The organism is Sulfitobacter sp. D7 (assembly GCF_003611275.1).
Lineage (GTDB): Bacteria > Pseudomonadota > Alphaproteobacteria > Rhodobacterales > Rhodobacteraceae > Sulfitobacter > Sulfitobacter profundi.
The window spans coordinates 1-17,726 of the sequence record NZ_CP020696.1; the positions used below are offsets into that span (position 1 = coordinate 1).

The 17,726-nt window shown below is 60.1% G+C and carries 16 protein-coding genes; 13 read left to right on the forward strand and 3 right to left on the reverse strand.

Annotated elements, in window-relative coordinates; genetic code table 11:
• The first annotated feature begins 100 nt into the window (after positions 1–100).
• The 3 genes from repA to repC all read left to right on the forward strand — a co-directional run bounded on the left by repA (position 101) and on the right by repC (position 3,562).
• A complete protein-coding gene (gene repA / locus B5M07_RS17415) occupies positions 101–1,300 on the forward strand; it encodes a plasmid partitioning protein RepA (RefSeq protein ID WP_120352459.1) in 1,200 nt (399 codons plus the stop codon).
• Positions 1,300–2,268, forward strand: coding sequence for a plasmid partitioning protein RepB (gene repB, locus B5M07_RS17420; RefSeq protein ID WP_254694015.1), 969 nt, complete (start codon positions 1,300–1,302; stop codon positions 2,266–2,268). The genes repA and repB overlap by 1 nt, the downstream gene beginning before the upstream one ends.
• Positions 2,269–2,506: 238 nt before the next feature.
• The gene (gene repC, locus B5M07_RS17425) at positions 2,507–3,562 is read left to right on the forward strand and encodes a plasmid replication protein RepC (protein ID WP_120352461.1); all 1,056 of its coding nucleotides are present in this window, start codon (positions 2,507–2,509) and stop codon (positions 3,560–3,562) included.
• Between the two features lie 212 nt (positions 3,563–3,774).
• Here the strand turns inward: repC and B5M07_RS17430 are convergent, their stop codons facing one another.
• A complete protein-coding gene (locus B5M07_RS17430) occupies positions 3,775–4,977 on the reverse strand; it encodes a Fic family protein (protein ID WP_120352462.1) in 1,203 nt (400 codons plus the stop codon).
• A gap of 293 nt (positions 4,978–5,270) precedes the next feature.
• Between B5M07_RS17430 and B5M07_RS17435 the strand changes: the two genes are divergently transcribed.
• On the forward strand, positions 5,271–5,741 hold the full coding sequence (locus B5M07_RS17435; protein WP_254694016.1) for a hypothetical protein: 471 nt from the start codon (positions 5,271–5,273) through the stop codon (positions 5,739–5,741).
• A 40-nt stretch (positions 5,742–5,781) separates the two neighbouring features.
• On the forward strand, positions 5,782–6,729 hold the full coding sequence (locus tag B5M07_RS17440) for an ArdC family protein (protein WP_120352464.1): 948 nt from the start codon (positions 5,782–5,784) through the stop codon (positions 6,727–6,729).
• 75 nt (positions 6,730–6,804) lie between these two features.
• On the opposite strand, the gene alaE is transcribed toward B5M07_RS17440, so the two are convergent.
• Positions 6,805–7,269, reverse strand: coding sequence for an L-alanine exporter AlaE (alaE, locus tag B5M07_RS17445; RefSeq protein WP_254694017.1), 465 nt, complete (start codon positions 7,267–7,269; stop codon positions 6,805–6,807).
• A 96-nt stretch (positions 7,270–7,365) separates the two neighbouring features.
• On the opposite strand from alaE, the gene B5M07_RS17450 reads away from it, so the two are divergent.
• From B5M07_RS17450 to B5M07_RS17480, 7 genes are all read left to right on the forward strand, one after another.
• Positions 7,366–7,755 carry a DUF3768 domain-containing protein gene (locus B5M07_RS17450; protein ID WP_120352466.1) on the forward strand — a complete coding sequence of 130 codons (390 nt, stop codon included), beginning with the start codon at positions 7,366–7,368 and terminating at the stop codon, positions 7,753–7,755.
• A 155-nt stretch (positions 7,756–7,910) separates the two neighbouring features.
• On the forward strand, positions 7,911–9,893 hold the full coding sequence (locus tag B5M07_RS17455; protein WP_120352467.1) for a ParB/RepB/Spo0J family partition protein: 1,983 nt from the start codon (positions 7,911–7,913) through the stop codon (positions 9,891–9,893).
• Between the two features lie 74 nt (positions 9,894–9,967).
• Positions 9,968–10,561, forward strand: a complete 594-nt coding sequence (locus tag B5M07_RS17460) for a regulator (RefSeq protein ID WP_120352468.1) — start codon at positions 9,968–9,970, stop codon at positions 10,559–10,561.
• Positions 10,561–11,217 carry a DUF6927 domain-containing protein gene (locus tag B5M07_RS17465; RefSeq protein ID WP_120352469.1) on the forward strand — a complete coding sequence of 219 codons (657 nt, stop codon included), beginning with the start codon at positions 10,561–10,563 and terminating at the stop codon, positions 11,215–11,217. The genes B5M07_RS17460 and B5M07_RS17465 overlap by 1 nt, the downstream gene beginning before the upstream one ends.
• Positions 11,218–11,321: 104 nt before the next feature.
• Complete coding sequence (locus tag B5M07_RS17470) at positions 11,322–11,621, forward strand: type II toxin-antitoxin system RelB/DinJ family antitoxin (RefSeq protein ID WP_044353023.1); 300 nt, start codon at positions 11,322–11,324, stop codon at positions 11,619–11,621.
• Positions 11,608–11,883 (forward strand): type II toxin-antitoxin system RelE/ParE family toxin, encoded by a 276-nt coding sequence (locus B5M07_RS17475; protein ID WP_071974127.1) that lies wholly within the window; start codon positions 11,608–11,610, stop codon positions 11,881–11,883. The genes B5M07_RS17470 and B5M07_RS17475 overlap by 14 nt, the downstream gene beginning before the upstream one ends.
• A 106-nt stretch (positions 11,884–11,989) precedes the next feature.
• A complete protein-coding gene (locus tag B5M07_RS17480) occupies positions 11,990–15,079 on the forward strand; it encodes a strawberry notch-like NTP hydrolase domain-containing protein (RefSeq protein ID WP_254694018.1) in 3,090 nt (1,029 codons plus the stop codon).
• 9 nt (positions 15,080–15,088) lie between these two features.
• Here B5M07_RS17480 and B5M07_RS17485 read toward each other — a convergent pair whose 3' ends face one another.
• The gene (locus tag B5M07_RS17485; RefSeq protein ID WP_120350436.1) at positions 15,089–16,360 is read right to left on the reverse strand and encodes an IS256 family transposase; all 1,272 of its coding nucleotides are present in this window, start codon (positions 16,358–16,360) and stop codon (positions 15,089–15,091) included.
• Here B5M07_RS17485 and B5M07_RS17490 point away from each other — a divergent pair.
• Positions 16,333–17,661 carry a strawberry notch C-terminal domain-containing protein gene (locus B5M07_RS17490; protein WP_441351414.1) on the forward strand — a complete coding sequence of 443 codons (1,329 nt, stop codon included), beginning with the start codon at positions 16,333–16,335 and terminating at the stop codon, positions 17,659–17,661. The genes B5M07_RS17485 and B5M07_RS17490 overlap by 28 nt on opposite strands.
• The last annotated feature ends 65 nt before the right edge of the window (positions 17,662–17,726 follow it).

Genomic DNA, 17,726 nt, shown 5'->3' on the forward strand with positions numbered 1-17,726 from the left:
ATCGTGGCATTCCCATTCTGACGGCAAATTGCGTCAGACACGTTGTGCGTCGTCAAAATGATCAAGAGCCTTAACAGAGGCCGAGAGCGGGCGGCAGGATATGGATGATCGAAACGTTGGATATGCGCAAGGCATAGGCTCTTCTGACATCGGCACGTTTGCCGACAATCTGGCCGAGTCCTTGGATCGGCAGATGAAGATCGCCTTCGAACCCGAAGAGCGTAAAGCCTTGCGGCGTTTCAGCTCGACCGAAGTTGCCGGTCTCCTGCGCGTAAGCACGTCTAACCTGCGCAACCGGCACAAGGACGGTAGCTTCCCGGAAGTGCATACTGATAACCGCGGGCACCGGTTCTACACAGCCCAAGAAGTGGACGAATTGCGCAACATCTTGGGGCGCACAGGAAAGAACGCCGAATCGTATCGGCCAGGTCGACGCGATGGCGACCGACTTCAGGTGCTATCGGTCGTCAATTTCAAAGGTGGTTCGTCGAAAACAACAGCGACGATTCATCTTGCACAGCGTTATGCCTTGCGCGGCTACCGTGTTTTGGTCCTGGATCTCGATCCGCAAGCAAGTTTGACCACATTTTTCGGCTTTCGGCCTGAGCTCGAGTTCGCCGAGGGCGGAACAATCTATGATGCTCTGAGATATGAGGATCAGGTTCCGCTCTCTGACGTGATCCAAAAGACCTACTTTCACAAACTCGACATGGTTCCGGCCGGCTTGATGCTCTCGGAGTACGAAACCGAGACAGCAAACGCGCTCGCCCGTCGGATGCAGCCCATTTTTGCGGAGCGCCTCGCCTTGGCACTTGAGGAGGTAGAGGCAAATTACGACATCGTACTGATCGACTGCCCTCCTCAACTCGGCTTTCTGACTCTCACGGCATTGGCGGCCTCTACAGGGCTCCTGGTGACGGTCGTGCCAGGAATGCTGGATATCGCTTCCATGAGCCAATTCCTGAAACTTGCGTCAGAAACGGTAAAGGCCGTTGAAGAAGCGATTGGACGCCGTGTGACATGGGATTTCGTCAAATTCCTGATCACAAGGTATGAGCCGTCAGATGGGCCACAGACCCAAATGGCTGGCTACCTGAGATCAATTCTCGCCGGCCAGGTCATGACTGAACCCATGCTGAAGTCTACCGCAATCTCTGACGCCGGAATGACCCAGCAAACCGTCTATGAAGTTGATCCCGGCCAGTTCATCAGGAAAACGATTGATCGCGCTCTGACCAGCGTGAACGGCGTTGCCGATGAACTGGAGCAGACGATCCAAATGGCATGGGGGCGTCGCTGATGGCCAGAAACATTTTCAACCAACCTCCGAAGGACGAAAAAGAGAGCGCGGCTCCCTCCCCTACCCTGCAAAAAACTGCAAAGCTGCCCGGCTCTGTTGGCGGTTTGCGGGACTCCTTGCGCGAAATCACGGCCAATTCGATCCGGGACATCGAACCCGGTCAGATTGACATGGATGGCCTTCGCGATCGGTTGGTGCTGGAAGATACGAGTATCGACGAGCTTGCCGAGAGCATTCGCAAGCATGGCCAACAAGTGCCGATCATGGTCCGCCCATCGGGCCAACCCGACAGATACCGCATCATCTACGGCCGCCGTAGACTGGCAGCGATCCGCAAAATCGGAGGAACGGTCAAGGCAATCGTTCGCACATTGGACGACGACGCCTCGCTTATCGCACAGGGTCAAGAAAACAACCTTCGACTTGATCCGTCTTTCATCGAAAAATCTCTGTTTATCAGAGAGATGCAGGAAATTGGGTACAAACCCGGCGTCATTCAGGATGCTTTGGGGTTAACCCGGCAAGGCGTGTCCAACCACCGGGTCGTTATCGATCAACTGCCTGATGGGCTTGTTCAGCTTATCGGGCCGGCACATGGCATCGGAAGACGGCAGTGGGGTGATTTAGCGGCCCTATCGGGAAAGGTAGACTTGGTGAATTCGGCCAAAGAGGTGATCGCCGCCCTGCCCGACGACACTCCAAGCCCCGAGAGATTTCAGGCAGTCTATTCTGCTTGCTCGCACAAGGCGCGTGCAGACAAGAAACCGACCAGTCGCGGCGTGACGTCCGTCGTCAAGAATGAGAGCGGCGACACTGTCGGAACGCTGACAGTCGATCAGAAAGCGATCGCCATCAAGATCGCCAAAAAGGACAACCCGGAATTCGGCCAGTGGCTCGAGGAACGTGCGGAAGCTACGCTTTTGCAACTCTTCGATGAGTGGCGGAATGAGAGCGGCTCTGGGTCCTAACCCAAGCCACATAGAGGAACCCGAGCAAAGGAGAAAAGCGAAGACCAGAAAGAAAAGAGCCCCCCAAAGTTTCCCCTGGAGAGCCCTCATCATTCGATTTGCACTCATGATGTAGCAACCTCCAGCAAACCGGTCAAGAGTCACCGATTCGGTGAACCGATTTTTACTGCCTTTTCCCAGATAGAATCTTGGGAGGAGACAGGGAAGCTGTGGGCCAAACGGTCATCGTGATCAAATCATGGCATTTACAAAACTATCAATCGAGGCTGCTGGTGCAGATGCATCATGCGGCTCAATTCCCGCATCTGAAATCGATATCTGGACCATCTTCCGGGCCCTGAGAGACGCGCGCAGCGTGTTCGGGCTTCGCCCTGGCCACATCCAGACCCTTCAAGCAATGCTCAGCTTTTTGAAACCTGGCAACGGCGAAACGGTATTTGCGTCCAACTACACCATTTGCCAGCGCGTTGGCGGGATCGACGAACGGACACTCCGCAGGCACATCAACCGCTTCGTTGAGCTCGGATTCATCAAGCGCAATGACAGTTCGAACCGAAAGCGCTACCGCGTACGCTCATCCGGCGGCGAGTGCATCAGTTATGGATTGTCTCTCACCCCCCTGCTCCAACGTGCGAGCGAGCTTATCGCCATCGCGCAAGAGATAGAGAATAACCGGCGCGATCGGATATTTATTCGCAAACAGATTCTTACTAAGCTCGCCCATTTGGAAGAGCATGATCCCAGCAACACATTCATCAACCACGCACGGAAAGCTCTACGCAGGAAGCTGAGCCTCCCCGAATACCACGCTCTGCTCGCCAATACAGATGCAGAATTCCAGAGTTTATCTACCCCGGATGACCCACCTGAAACTATGGAATTGCCCGCCAATGACGGACAAACTGTCCGGCATCAATCTAAGTCTAAAAAAGAAAAAAAAGATTTAGATAGCAACATAGGCGATGAGGCCCTGAAACCAGACTTGCTTACCTCAGTCTGCGATCAGGCGACATCGTTCTCCACAGAGAGACTTAGAAACTGGTTGGACATTGAAAACCATGCTCGAACACTTGCACCCATGATGGGCATTCACCCAGAAACTTTCGAGAAAGCCAAGAATGCTGTAGGAGCTCAGAAAACGTCATGCGCGATCTTCATCATGCTACAGCTCGGAAAACGCATCAGGGATTTTGGAGCGTATTTCCACAGTATCACCCTGGGTCAAAGACAAAACCAATTTGACCCATTAGCTTTGATCAAGCGACTGTCCAAAACCAATGAGCAAACCGTCTAATGTCCACCGCGGTGGACTTCGAACGGGAAACAGCGCTTATGGCAACCACAACTGTCCAAACGCACCTAGCGGCGCGTGGTGGTTCTTCAGTTTATCTCAGACCAGCAGATGTCCACCGCGGTGGATAAGTGACACACGAGCGAGCCTTGTTGGAAATCTCGCCGGCCATGGAAGAAATATGCGGTCAGGCATTACACCCTAAATCCCTAGAGTTATTGTGGGAGGTCACCATCACCAAAAAGGTTTGGAAAGAGCCGCTCTCGATAATCCAACGGAAACGCCAGCCGAACTGGCGTCTTCGGTGAGGCAGAAGTCAGGTATCCGGCGGCGGTCAGTTTACTCAGTGTGTTGCGAGCAGTACGTTCGGACGTCTTGAGCACAATCTGCGCGTCACCACGTTCCAGTGCGCCATGCCGAAGAACCGCCGAAATCAGTTCCGGCGCTCGCTTGTCATCGATGGTATCTGCAACGAGACGACGATACCGTTGGTCCAATCCGCCGAGATCGAACAATCTTGCTGAGAAAGTGATCTGGTCGAGCGTCACCTTTAGGAACCATTCACTGAACGTCTTCAGTGCCGCTTCTGACAGGTTTCCCCGTCCGTCGCGGTCTCCGCGGCGTGGGCTGTCGGCCAGATCCATCATCCGTTTGTACTCACCCCGGTCGGTCAGCCCGCGGGCCAGCCCACGCGATACGGACCAGAGCCCTTGGCCACCAATCCCCGCTGTCAGGGCCATGGCATGAGACATCAGCCTGCTGACACGGCCGTTACCATCCGGGAAAGGGTGGATGTAGTTCAGCCGGTGATGTGCAGAGGCGATCGCGATGATCCTTCCGCTCGAAGACCGCGCCGCAATCTGAAACCGTCTGTCGAAATGGTCCATGAATGCCGCAACGCGCGATGATGAGGGGGGTAGGTGGCGTCCGACCGCAACTTCCCGATCGTCATCCTGGCGCATGCGCCCCGGAACGATGGGCTCTTGTGTGCCATCGGGATGTTCGATGACCCGAAACTCGTCAGGCATCTCGTCGTAGAAGCTCTTATGGACCCAAGTCAGGAATGCGACGGATGTGGGGCGGGGCAGGGTGCCCTTGCGATGCATCTCGTCAATGGAACGCTGAACAATGACATGAGCGCGTGCCTCCAGGGCAAGAGGACGGGTTTCCTCTTCAAGCTCGGCGCCAGCCAGCGCCCTTTCGATGTCGCGGGGGCGTGTGTTGTGTCCTTCGATCAGGTTGGAGTAGTAGCAGTTCATCACGCGGACGAGATCGGCAAGCTCGGCTGCGCTGTCAGGATGCAGCCCTTGTCCCAGCCTGGTGGCTTCCCTCTGGATGTCGACCGAAAGGTCTGCCAATTCTGTAGGAATATGCTCCTTGAAGAAGCAGGGTTCGATTCTGGCGGGTGTTTCCAGCATTTTTGCCGATCTTCCATGTTTGCAAAGTAATTGAAAAATAAACACATTTCGTACTTTCAAGCAAGGTTTTGCCGATATGCGTTGCCGATCTTGCCTGCCGATCTGGAATTGCTGCATGAAATCAATGGCTTCGGCAGAAGGGCCGGGCTTTTCGGTTTTGTTGTGTGCCCAAAGGGGCCGGAAAAAGTAAAAGTGTTCTTCGGGTTTTGTGACTGACGGATGAGGGCCTTTGGGGTCCCTCAGATGGGTCCGGGCCGGATTCCGGTCTGTCTTTCCTGATGAAGGGCATTCCGATGCAAACAGGTGTCTTGCGCGTGTTACGCGCGACCGCTGCCTCGTGGTGGCGACACAAGGAACTACGCCGAACCGGCCAGACGGGCCAGGCACTGCAGCTCGAACGCCAGACCGTCCTGCGTGATCTCGGCTTTCTGAAGCAGGCGGCGTCATTGCCAAACGCGCATGTGATCTGCGGAGAGGGCGGGACATTCATCCATCTTGGTTGGATCACCGTGTCGACCTTCGCGCCGATCGAGCGCTTTCCCTTGGCCACTCTTGCGGTCGCACGAGGGATCCCGTTCATCGATATCCGACCCGTCACCGATGTCATCGCCTTCGCGAACCTGCCGCGGGTGGCGCGGGACGGATCGATCGACCCTGAACCTTGCGGCCCTGGCAGGTCCGTCTCGCTGACCGCCTACATCGACATGGTCGAAGCCCTCGGTGGCAGGATCGCCAACGATCCACGCCCCCGTCAGTCAACCTGATCACCACTCCCTCTCATCAACACTCGAAAGGAGGCCAGCCATGGCCCGATCCCGCACGACCAAATTCGATGCCTCCGAGGTCATCACAAACGAAATCATCCGCATCATCGAGCGCGGTGTCCTGCCGTGGCGCAAGCCATGGACCGCAGGTGGCAGCTCTCGTCCCCTGCGCGTAGGCGGTGAACCCTATCAGGGGGTGAACAACTTTCTGCTGACGATGCGGACCGTGATGGCGGGCCACAGCTCACCTTTCTGGATGACGCTGCCGCAGGCCAATGCGTTGGACGCAAAGGTCCGCAAGGGCGAAAAATCCTCTGTCGTCGTTTATTACGGTCAAAGCCGGAAAGACGCGGGCGCAGATGAGCATGACCGCAGCGACGGGGATGATCACTCCGAGGAAGCACGCATCTTCCGCTTCCAGAAATCCTACCGTGTGTTCAACGCCTGCCAGATCGAGGGCTTGCCCGACAGCTTCTACACTGACCCGGAGCCCGTGCCCGTGCCCGAGCATCCGCCGTCCGAGCCCATCCCGCACATGCAGGCGTTTTTCGATGCCATCGACATCACAACCGTCTTCACGGGCACGGAGGCGTACTATTTGCCCCCCGTGGACAAGGTTTACATGCCATCCATCACGCGGTTCCAGGACCCGCGCAATTTCTACGGGGTCTGGGCCCATGAGCTGGCCCATGCCACGAAAGCCCCCCATCGACTGAACCGTGATTTCGGGTTCTCGAAGTTCGGCAACACCTCCTACGCGCGCGAAGAGATCGTCGCAGAACTGACCTCGGTGTTCCTGGGACAAACGCTCGGCTTCACGGCCCATACGCTCGAGATGAATGCCGCCTATCTCCACAACTGGTTGCGCGTTCTTCGGTCGGACAAGGGTGCGATCTTCAAGCACGCCGCGGATGCGCAGCGCGCCTGCGACTATCTGATCGCCAGATCGGAGACGGGCAGGGCAGGGCGCAGCGCCGAGGCCGCCTGACAGATCTATTGCTGCGAAGCGGAATATGGCCGCTTTGAGTCCAATATCACATCGAATGCGTGACCGAAATTCAGGCTAGGTCACACCAGAAACTTTGCGAACTGCATCGAGGAACAGTCCGAACGGTCGGCTGACTGCGAACATCAGCACAGCGGTTGATACAAGAAGCAAAACAATTTCGCTTCGGTCAGCTCCAACGAAAAACAGCACTACGGCATAAACGGGCAATTGGAACGACAAGAAGGCGAGCCCGTCGATCAGAGTTTTGCTCCAAGAAACCGTGGGCTTGGTTGTGCTAAAAAACCAGTCTCGCCAGAGTCCGTACGGTCGCCCTGTGAACAGCATGAGCGGTATCATTGTCAGTCGCGTCTTCAGAACTTCGCCGGGCTCCATACCTGCGACGAACAATTCGGTAAGCGATGCGACAAACGTGAAAAAGATCACTGTCGCAAGTGTATCAACGATGGTTTTGCGCATGCCGTCGATTAGCGGTTCTGGACCAGATTGTCGAACGGCAGCAAAGTCCCGCTGAACGGACACTTGGATCTGTTTGGGTTGGGGAGGTTTGGTTCACCACGCGGAAAAGTGAAAGCGGGCTTTGAGAAGGGTGTTTCAAACCTCTCAAAGGAGATCCCCATGTCCATGACCGCACAAACCCATACATACCGCCCGGATCCGAGTGTGATCGCGGCGCAAAACGACGCGTTTCGCAAGCTCGCGTGCCTTGGTGTGCCGCCCGCGCAGCCCATCAAGGGCCGGATGCATGTCACCCGCTCGCTTATGGAGGCCGGCGATGGCTTCATGGTCGAGGCGGTGAAGGCGACTGGTGAGTTTGCCACGTTCGAGCCAGAGAATGATCCCGAGGGCTGGCACGATTTTGGCGCGGTCGAGATCCGAGGCGAGACCGTGTTCTGGAAGATCGATCTCTATGAGGCAGATTCGGATTTCCGCTACGGGGCTGAGACCCCGGACAATCCTGCCACCACCATGCGCGTGCTGACCATCATGCTGGCGCGCGACTGGTAGGGCAGGGGACACCCCCCCCTGACACTCCAAGCGATGAAGGCCCACTGACCCCTCAAAGGGAAAGTGGGCCTTTTGTCGTGGTGATCCCTGAAGCCGGGGATTGGTCACGCGCGTGAGCGCGCGGGCCACACCTCACCCTCCTGGAAGGATATCCCATGACCACAAGCTTTGCTCCCCTTACCGTCGCTATCGGCGATCTCGTCCCGCATCCCGCCAATGTGCGCAGCAACTCCCCGGAAACCTATGATCCCGAGAACATCGCCCATCTGAAGGCCAGCATCGCCGTTCTGGGCCTCTTGCAGCCGATCCTGGTCCAGAAGCTCGACGGCAAATACGCCGTGCTGGCTGGTGGCCGGCGGCATGCCGCGCTGAAGGAGCTGGTCGCTGAAAAGGCCATCAAGGGCTTCACGGCGAAGACCAAGGTGGACTGCCGCCTTGTCCCTGACGACTGCGACGTCACCACGGCGCTGTCGCTCGCCGAGAACATCACCCAGGCGCCGATGAACGCAATCGACGAGTTCGAGGCTTTCGCCCGGATGATGGAGGTCGACGGCCAGACGCCCGAGACGATCGCAAAGACCTTCGGCACCACCGTTGCCGTCGTGAAAGGCCGGTTGCGCTATGGCCTGATCCACCCCGACATCCGCGCCGCGGCCCGGGGCAAGGTGATCACGCTCGACACGATGAAGGCCTTCGCCGAGCATCCGAGCCAGGATACGCAGCGCGAGGTCTTCGAGGCGCTCACGAAAGACGGCGGCTATCTGCAGGCCTACACCGTCCGTCAGGCACTCAAATCCCGCGGTGTGCAGGTCCGCGACGACATCGGGGCTTTCGTGCGCGCGGACTACGAGGAACGCGGCGGCGCTGTCGCGGCTGACCTTCTGGAAGAGCATTCCGTGCTCGAGGATGCAGCACTTGTCGAGACCATCCTGCTCGAGAAGCTCGGTGCCGCTGCCGAAGAGGCCCGCATAAAGCTGGGCTTTGCCTGGGCCGATGCGATGGTGCGCTATGACTACGCGACCATGGCCGACTACGGCCGCGTCTATCCCGGCCCGATCGAGCCGGATGAGGCTGCCCAGAAGCGCGTCGATGAGATCACCGCCGAACTCGAGAAATTGCAGCTCCAAATGGAGGACGAGGGGCTCGAGGACGGTGCCTACAACGCGCTTTACGAGCGCGTGGACGCTCTGGAAGAGGAAGCCCGCGACCTGCAGGAGGCCTATAGCACCGAGGACCTCGCCCGCGCTGGTGTGATTGCGTCGTGGTCGGCCGGTAAGGTCACGCTCCATGTGGGCCTCGTCCGCCCCGAGGACACCGTCAAAGAGGAGGGCGCGCGCGGCTCCGCTAGTAATCCGACAGGGGAGGAGGCCCCGGACGCCGGCGAAATCACCTACCCAGCCTCGCTGGCCGAGGACCTCAAGACCGAGCGGGCCATGGCCCTCGGCGCCGCGATGGCGCTGCATCCGGAGGCCACGCTCGATCTGACGCTCTTCAAGCTGGTCAGTGACGTTCTGGCCAGCGGCATGAGTGTCACGCAGGCGATCAAGATCGATGCCCGCAACGAATACCGCAGCCATGCCAAGATGGACGAGATCGACGAGACCTCGCTCGAGCAGGTGGCGGCGGCACATGATGCGCTGGACCTCTCGTGGCTCGATGACACCCGCGCGCCCACCGATCAGTTCGCGGCGTTTCGCGCGCTGGAGGCAGGGGAGAAGGCCAAGCTCGTCGCCTTTGCAACCGCCAGCACCACGCAGTCCTGCTTCACGCGGGACCGCCAGCGCGACAGCCTGATGCATGCGTTCGAGATCGAGATCATGCCCGACATTCGCGCCCACTGGACGCCGAATGCGGCCCTCTTCAACCGCTTCAAGAAGGCCTGGCTCCTGAGGATCCTCGGCGAAGATCTGGGTCTCGCCCAGGAGGCGGTGACGCTGGCCTCGTCGAGCAAGAAGGAGATCGTCGCCTTTTGTGACAAGCTCTTCGCCGAACCCTTCGCCACACTCACGGACGCGCAGCGCGCTGCCGTGGCCGCCTGGTGCCCGCCGATGATGCAGACCGCCGGTGTCGCCTTTGAAGAGGCGGAGCCCACCGTGGAAACTCCGGAGCCTGCCAGCGAGGTCGCGCAAGCGGCCTGACGCATCAAGTGACCCGCGCGGAGCATTCCGAGCGCGCGGGTCGACCCTTCCAAACCGAACAGAAAGACATCCCCATGGCTATTCTCAAGTTCTCTGCGTCCGCTGTCGCGGCGCAAATCGCACATGCGCGTGCCTGTAAGACCTTCCTGCCCAACTGGAACGGGCCCGTGGACAGGCCGGCCCTGATCCTGATCGTTGGCAATGGTGTGCATCTGCGCTCGAACGGCATCGATGGTACGACCACCCGTATCGTCACCACCGAACAGGCCGATCCCTCCTTTGCCTTCGCCGACGGCATGAACCCGTTTCGGGATACCGACTGGATGGCGCAGCGCCGCATGGCGTTTCGCGATCTGACAGGCCAGTTCTACACCGACATCCTGGATGACGTGCAGGTGCTCATCGACCGGGGGCGGGGGACCATCCGGCTCGCCACCGATGGCCACAGCATCCGCGTCTTCGTGCGCCGGGCCTCGGATTATCTCATCGGCGGGACCTACGAGGTGCCGTCAGGCCTCGGCGGCACCTTCCGGGTCATCCTCAAGGATGCCTGCGACACCTTCGCGATCGTGCAGAACTGCGGCAATTGCGAGGATTTCGACGCCATGCAGCCCTACCGCGTGCCGCTCGATGCATTGATGGAAATCGATGACCGGAGGGCGGCATAATGGGATGGCTCTTCTACACCGATTGCCGCGTCCAGACCTACGCGGACGAGAAAGCGGAGATTGCCCGGCTGTGCACCTTCGAGGGCGACACGCGCAAAACCGAACTGGTCAAGGCCTGTAAGGTCGGCTCCACCTGGTATGCAGCGGCTAGGGTCACCAATCGCGACGGCACCCCTGTCGAAGACGCGACCTATGTCACCGATGCGGATGGCTCCATCACTTTCGGAGCTGTCTTCCTCACCCGATACGATGACGGCTGCTGGGGCTACAAGGACATGGAGGAAAGCGCTGGCCCGAACGAGTCTCGTGCTCCCCTTGGGCTGATCGAGCTCCTCTCCGACCTGAAAGACCCGGACAGCTACGCCCAGGACTGGCGCCAGCGCTGCCGGGACTGGGCTTCGATCCCTGACTACGAGGAAGGCGACAAGATCAGGCTCGCAGCACCCGTGACGCTCACCGATGGCAGCACCTGCCAGATCGTCACCGCGACACACTACAGGCGGGGTCGGCAGAAACGCCGCTGCTACCGCATCGAGGAAACTGGTGGGCTCGTACGCCTGTCGAAGGCCTCGCTTGCGGGCTCGGAGCTGCTCAGCTCCGCGAAAGGTGCGGCTAGCCCGGTGCTGGCGGAGTTCCTGGCGGGGCAGGGTGGTTGAGTTTCTCGCTGAGACAACACCACGGAACCACGCGCGCACATAATGCCGACTTGAAACCGTATCTCAAATGAGATACATCACTCCCATCAACTGGAGGACCATCCATGCCTGCCCAAACATCCATGCTTCATGTTCGTGTTGACGATCAGCTGAAAGCACAGGCTTCGGACGCACTTGCGGGCGTCGGTCTGACGCTCTCCGATGCGGTGCGTATTCTTCTGACCCGCGTGGCCGCAGAAGGCGGATTGCCTGCCGGATTGACCGCTGATCCGGATGCCTATGATGCCTGGTTCCGGGCGAAGGTACAGGAAGCGCTGGACGATCCAAGGCCCACAACGCCCCATGCCAAGGCGATGCAAGACGCCCAGGCATTGATTGACGGGAAGCGCCTTGCCAAATCTTGAATGGAAAGCCACGGCCATCGCCGACTTGTTGGCAATCATTGACTACATCTCTGACGACAACCCGGATGCCGCCCAAGTTCTCAAAGACGAGATTGAACACAAGACGTCCCTCCTTCCAGAACGCCCTCAGATGTACCGCGCGGGCCGTGTGGACGGGACTAGGGAGATGGTTGTTCGGCCAAACTACATCGTGGTTTATGCTGAAAGCCCTGAGATGGTGACCATTTTGCGCGTACTTCATGCTGCGCAGCAGTGGCCATGATCGGCGTGCAGGCCCTCCGCTAAGAAATTGCCCGCTCTACGCCTTCAAAGTGTAGAGCGGGCTTTTTGTCCTTTGGAACTCAGACCCTGATCCAAAGGAAACCCCCATGTCCAAGCACCGCTCAACGCTCCCCAATCCTGTTGAATCCGACGCAAACCTCGCCTCTGCCCTCGCGCAGATCGGCACGGAGATCGACCACCAACCCCTGCGCAGTTCAGCGCTCGCGCGTATCATGCGCGAGACGTTTCATGGCAGCGATGCCGGCGGTGCCTGGGACTGGCGCATGGCCTATGACCTGATGCAGGCCGCGACCGTCCAGGTGCTGCTGCGTGGGGCCGACGCGGCAGGTGACATCGCTGCTGCAAAGCTGCTTGCCTCACGGCTGCTGACGGAAACCCGCCGGTCAGAGCAGCAGATCCGGCTGCAGCAGTTTTCCACGCCGTTGCCTTTCGCGACCATGGCGGTGCGGGCGGCAGCCGTTCGCAAGGGCGAGACCGTGCTGGAGCCCTCGGCTGGCACCGGTGCCCTGGCTGCTTTCGCCGCCCGGGCCGGTGCCACGCTTCTGCTCAACGAGATCGACCCCTTTCGCCAGCGCCTCCTACGGGCCCTCTTCGGCGGCGAGGTGACGGGCCATGACGGCGAGCATATCGATGATCTGCTGCAGACGCCGGTTCTACCCGACGTCGTGGTGATGAATCCGCCCTTCGCCTCCTCGGTCGATCGGTCGCGGGACAAGCACATCGCCGCCAAACATCTCATCGCGGCTGCAAAGCGTCTCGCGCCCGGTGGGCGGCTGGTGGCGATCATGCCGCCGGGGTTCACGCCCGAACGCGATGCCGCGCATTGGTCACGCGCCTGCGGTCTCCTGACGCTGCGCTTGGCGTTGACGATGCCGGGGCAGGTCTACCGCAAGCTTGGCACCTCTGTCGAAACACAGCTCATGGTCTTCGACAAGGTGCAGGAGGACGGCGAGATGATCCGCGCCATTGTGTGCGATCTGGACGAAGCCCTTCCTTTTGTCGACGCCGTGGCCGCAACCCGGCCCGAGGCGCGCCCCGTACAACAGGCGGCGTCGATGCCGCACGCGCGGCTGACCGTTCCATCATTTGCCCCGCGCAAGACCGCCGCTGCGCCTGTTGCCGCCTCCAAACCCCGGGCCAATGCCGTCCGTCCGCTCAGCTTCACAAGCTTTGAGACCCCTCGCGACAACACGCCCATCTCGGACATCTATGCGCGTTACCGGCCGCAACGGATCGAGATCGCGGGTGCGCAGGAACATCCCACCCCGCTCGTCGAGAGCATCGCCATGGCCTCGGTTGCCCCGCCCATGCCCTCAAATACGGGTCGTGATGACTTGCGCCTGCCCGCACGGTTGGTCGAGGAGGGAGATCTCTCCGAGGCGCAGCTCGAGACCATCATCATGGCGCATGATGCCCATGGGCGCGACCTGCCCGGTCGGTTTACCATCGATGACGACCAGACCAAGCTGACGCGCGCCGATGATGACCCAGACGCACGGGCCTATCGCCTTGGGTACTTTCTCGGCGACGGCACCGGTTGCGGCAAGGGGCGCGAATGCGCGGGGCTCATTCTCGTGAACTGGCTTTCCGGGCGCAGGAAGGCGATCTGGGTCTCCAAATCCGCCACGCTCATCGAGGACGCGATCCGCGACTGGACCGATCTCGGCGGCTCGCCTGCCGACATTCAGCCGCTCTCCAAATGGAAACCGGACCAGCCCATCCCGATGGGCGACGGTATCCTCTTCGTCACCTACGCCACGCTGCGGTCCGCGGGCAAATGCGGCACCACGCGACTGCACCAGACCCTCGACTGGATGGGCGCAGACTTTGAAGGCGTCCTCGCTTTTGATGAGGCCCATGCCATGCAGAACGCGGCAGGGTCCGAGCAGGGCAGGGGGGTCAAACCCTCCCAGCAGGGCCTTGCTGGCCTGCGGCTGCAACTGGCAGCACCCCGCGCCCGCGTCTTCTACATCTCGGCCACGGGTGCCACGAGCGTGCACAACCTGGCCTATGCCGCGCGGCTGGGGCTCTGGGGGCAGGGCCCCGAATACCCCTTCCCAAGACGCGAGAGCTTCGTTTCTGCGATGGAAGCCGGCGGTGTCGCTGCCATGGAGGTGGTCGCGCGCGATCTCAAGACGCTCGGGCTCTACACGGCGCGTGCCCTCAGCTTTGATGGGGTGGAATATGACGTGCTCGAACACGCGCTCACCCCGGCCCAGATCGAGATCTACGACGCCTATGCGGGCGCGTTTCGGACGATCCACCACAATCTCGAGGCGGCGCTGACCGCGACTGGGGTCAACGACGCCTCGGGCGAGACCAATGCCTCGGCCGCACGCGCTTCGGCCAAGTCCCGCTTCGAGAGCACGAAGCAGCGGTTTTTCAACCATCTCCTGTTGGGCATGAAAGCCCTAACCATCATCCGTGCCATCGAGCAGGATCTGGTGGCGGGCTATGCTTGCGTCATCCAGGTGGTCTCGACAGGCGAGAGCCTGTTGAAGCGCCGACTTGAGACGATGGACCCGGAGGATGAACTCGTTGAGGGTGCCTTGACGCCGCGTGATTATGTTCTGGGCTACCTCGAACAGGCCTTCCCGATCCATGCGCAAAAGCTGGTCGAGATCGACGGCAACATGGTGGCCGAGCCGTTGCGCGATGAGACTGGCGCGCTGGTCGTCTCGCGCGAGGCGCTCGCTTTGCGTGACGCGGCCATGATGGAGTTGATGACGCTGGCGCCGATCCCCTCGGCCCTCGATCAAATCCTCTGGGCCTTTGGCGACGAGGCTGTCGCGGAGGTCACGGGCCGTTCGATCCGGCCACTCAAGGCCGAAGATGGCCATCTCTTCATCGAGAAGCGCGCCGCCAGCAGCAATTTCTCCGAAACCCAGGCCTTCATGGACGGCGAGAAGGACATCCTGATCTTCTCCGATGCAGGTGGGACGGGCCGGTCCTATCATGCGGCACAGACCGCGAAGAACCAGAAACGGCGGCGGCACTATCTTCTGGAGCCCGGCTGGCGCGCCGACGCGGCCATCCAGGGGCTGGGCCGCACGCATCGCTCGGCCCAGGTCAGTGCGCCCTTCTTCCGGGTCTGCACCTCGGATGTGCATGGCGAGAAGCGTTTCACCTCGACGATCAGCAAACGCCTCGACCGAGCTATGCTTGAATTTGGGTGACGCGCATCATCAGGCGGCGCGGTTTTCGGTGTCGTTGGTCACTTCGACACCGTCGTTGAATTTGATTCCTTCGATAACCTTTGGCAACTGATTTCTGCCCTTGAGGCGCAGCCATTTTTTCGATGCTGCCTGAATGAGGGTGAAAACCATCAGTTTTGCGGTCTTTTGTGACAGCGCCCCTTTGGTCCTCACCGTTCGGTGCCGAACAGTGGCGAACACGCTTTCAATCGGGTTCGAGGTGCGCAGATGGCCCCAATGCTCGGCTGGGAAGTCGAAGAATGCAAGCATCGCCTCTTCGTCCTTTGTCAGGCAGGCAACACCTTTTGGGTATTTGACGCCATACTTTTCGGAGAAAACTGCCAACGCAGCATCGGCTTCTGCGCGCGTTCCGGCGTGCTGGATGTCGTCCAGATCTGACTTGACCGCCGGGGCCATCTGCTTGGGAAAACAGTTCTGGACGTTCTTTACCTTATGCACCCAACACCGTTGGTGCTTTGTGCCTGGAAACGTTTTGTCCAGTGCGTTCCAGAACCCCATGGCTCCATCCCCAACCGCAATTTCCGGTGCGACGGACAGCCCGCGGCCTTTGATGTCGGTCAGCAACTCATGCCAGCTCTGCGCGCTCTCCCGCAGGCCGACCTGAAAGCCGATCAGCTCTTTCTTGCCCTCCGGTGTCGCGCCGATGATCACCAGCATGCATTCGGCATTTTCCTCCATCCGCGCCTGAAGATAAACGCCGTCCGCCCAAATGTAGACGTAGTGGCGGGCAGACAGATCCCGCCGTGCCCAGGCATCATATTGAACCTGCCATCCGGCAGTCAGACGCGAGATGACGCTTGGCGAGAGGTTGGGCGCATCCGGCCCCATGATGGCCGACAGCGCGTCCTGGAAATCGCCCGTCGATATGCCCTTCAGATAAAGAACAGGCAGCAGCGCGTCCAAGCTGATCGAGCGGCGCGCCCATTTCGGCAGAATGTTCGAGGTAAAGCGGATCTTTTCTGCCCCATCAGAGGACGCCATCCGGTCGCGCACCTTGGGCCGCTGGACATCCAGAGCACCGATCCCCGTCTGAATCTTCCGTTCAGGGCCAAATCCATGCCGCACAATCCGCTGACGCCCGTCTTCCAACTGCTCATCGGCAAAACTGGCGACAAAGGCATCAGCCTCGGCCTTCAGCGCTTCCGCCAGCATCCGACGAGCACCTTGCCGAGCAAGCTCTGTCAGCGGATCGACGATCGTTTCCGATTGGCGAAATGGCAGGATCGTTGTATCTTCCTTCATGGCGTATCGCTCCTTGTGAGGTTCTGGCCGGCTTTGACACCCGCCACGATACGCCGCACTTCAAATCACGCCATCACCCAAATTCCCGCATAGCTCGCCTCGACCAGCTGGGGGCCTTGACCAAGGGCCAACGCGAGACCGGTTCGCAAGGCATGTTCCGCGAGGAGGACAATCTGGAAAGCCCGATCGCGCGGGCGGCATTGCGTGGCTACTACGCCGATCTTGCCGCCGGGCGCGCCGAGGCGATGAGCTATGAGAACTTCACCGACTGGACGGCCCTGCGGCTGATCGACAAGGACGGGGTGCTGCTCGAGGAGCTGCCCCCGATCCAGCGGTTTCTGAACCGGGTTCTGGCCCTTCCCATCCACATGCAGAACGCGCTCTTTGCCGAGTTCATGCGCCGGATTGCCGATCAGACGGAAAGGGCGCGCGCGGCGGGCACGCTCGATCTCGGCGTCGAAACCCTGCGCGGCGAAAAGATCGAACAGGTCTCCACTGAGGATCTCTGGACCTGGCCGAAATCCGGCGCCGTGACGCGGATCATCGGACTTGAGGTGACGGACCCGGTCCATGTCCTGGGCGCCGAAGAGGCCATATCGCGCAATCCGGATAAGCTGCCGATGGTTAATCGCGCCTCCGGCCGCGCGGCGCTCATCTCGGCGCGCCCCATGCAGATGTACGATGAGGATATCGTCACCCTCATGCGCAAGATGGTGCGGCCAAACGGGTCCAGCTATCTGGAGGAGACCCGATTTGAGGCGTCTGCCTGGGAAGACATTGAAAGGCCCGAGTTCACGCAGGTCTGGGATGCCGAGGCCGCGTCCTTGCCAAAAACCACCACGACCAAGCTCTACCTGCTGACCGGGCTGCTGCTGCCGATCTGGAAGGACATTCCGACCACCAATGAGCGCATCTACCGGGTCACGCCCGATGGGGCGACCGCCATGATCGGGCGCACGCTGAGCGAGGAAGGAGCGGCCGCGCTGCGCGCCCGCTTCCTCGTCTCCAATCCGCAAACGCCACAGGATATGCTGACCGCCGCCCTCGGCACCACCGCACCTGTCGATCTGGGCCGGGGCCTGAGCCTGACCCGTCGTCGTGTCGCTGGCGAGATGCGCCTTGAGTTGGGCGGTGCAGATCGAGGCATGATCGACGGCCTCAAGGCTATGGGGTGTTTCACGGAGATCATCGCCTTTCAGTTGCGGGTGTTTCTGCCGCATGGGGACGGGATCGACACGGGAAGCATTCTGGCCCGGATCGTTGGGCATCGAGCCGCTAGAGCTGCAGAACAAGCCGCCTGAAAAGTCAAAGCGGGCTTCCGGTCGGGCGTCGCGGATCGGGATTTGGCCGGTCTGCGCTTCCCGGC

Bases quoted from the DNA above. Each gene is read 5' to 3' on its own strand.
- repA (WP_120352459.1), top strand. From the start codon at position 101: ATGGATGATCGAAACGTTGGATATGCGCAAGGCATAGGCTCTTCTGAC.
- repB (WP_254694015.1), top strand. From the start codon at position 1,300: ATGGCCAGAAACATTTTCAACCAACCTCCGAAGGACGAAAAAGAGAGC.
- repC (WP_120352461.1), top strand. From the start codon at position 2,507: ATGGCATTTACAAAACTATCAATCGAGGCTGCTGGTGCAGATGCATCA.
- B5M07_RS17430 (WP_120352462.1), bottom strand. From the start codon at position 4,977: ATGCTGGAAACACCCGCCAGAATCGAACCCTGCTTCTTCAAGGAGCAT.
- B5M07_RS17435 (WP_254694016.1), top strand. From the start codon at position 5,271: ATGCAAACAGGTGTCTTGCGCGTGTTACGCGCGACCGCTGCCTCGTGG.
- B5M07_RS17440 (WP_120352464.1), top strand. From the start codon at position 5,782: ATGGCCCGATCCCGCACGACCAAATTCGATGCCTCCGAGGTCATCACA.
- B5M07_RS17450 (WP_120352466.1), top strand. From the start codon at position 7,366: ATGTCCATGACCGCACAAACCCATACATACCGCCCGGATCCGAGTGTG.
- B5M07_RS17455 (WP_120352467.1), top strand. From the start codon at position 7,911: ATGACCACAAGCTTTGCTCCCCTTACCGTCGCTATCGGCGATCTCGTC.
- B5M07_RS17460 (WP_120352468.1), top strand. From the start codon at position 9,968: ATGGCTATTCTCAAGTTCTCTGCGTCCGCTGTCGCGGCGCAAATCGCA.
- B5M07_RS17465 (WP_120352469.1), top strand. From the start codon at position 10,561: ATGGGATGGCTCTTCTACACCGATTGCCGCGTCCAGACCTACGCGGAC.
- B5M07_RS17470 (WP_044353023.1), top strand. From the start codon at position 11,322: ATGCCTGCCCAAACATCCATGCTTCATGTTCGTGTTGACGATCAGCTG.
- B5M07_RS17480 (WP_254694018.1), top strand. From the start codon at position 11,990: ATGTCCAAGCACCGCTCAACGCTCCCCAATCCTGTTGAATCCGACGCA.
- B5M07_RS17490 (WP_441351414.1), top strand. From the start codon at position 16,333: ATGGCAGGATCGTTGTATCTTCCTTCATGGCGTATCGCTCCTTGTGAG.
- B5M07_RS17485 (WP_120350436.1), bottom strand. From the start codon at position 16,360: ATGAAGGAAGATACAACGATCCTGCCATTTCGCCAATCGGAAACGATC.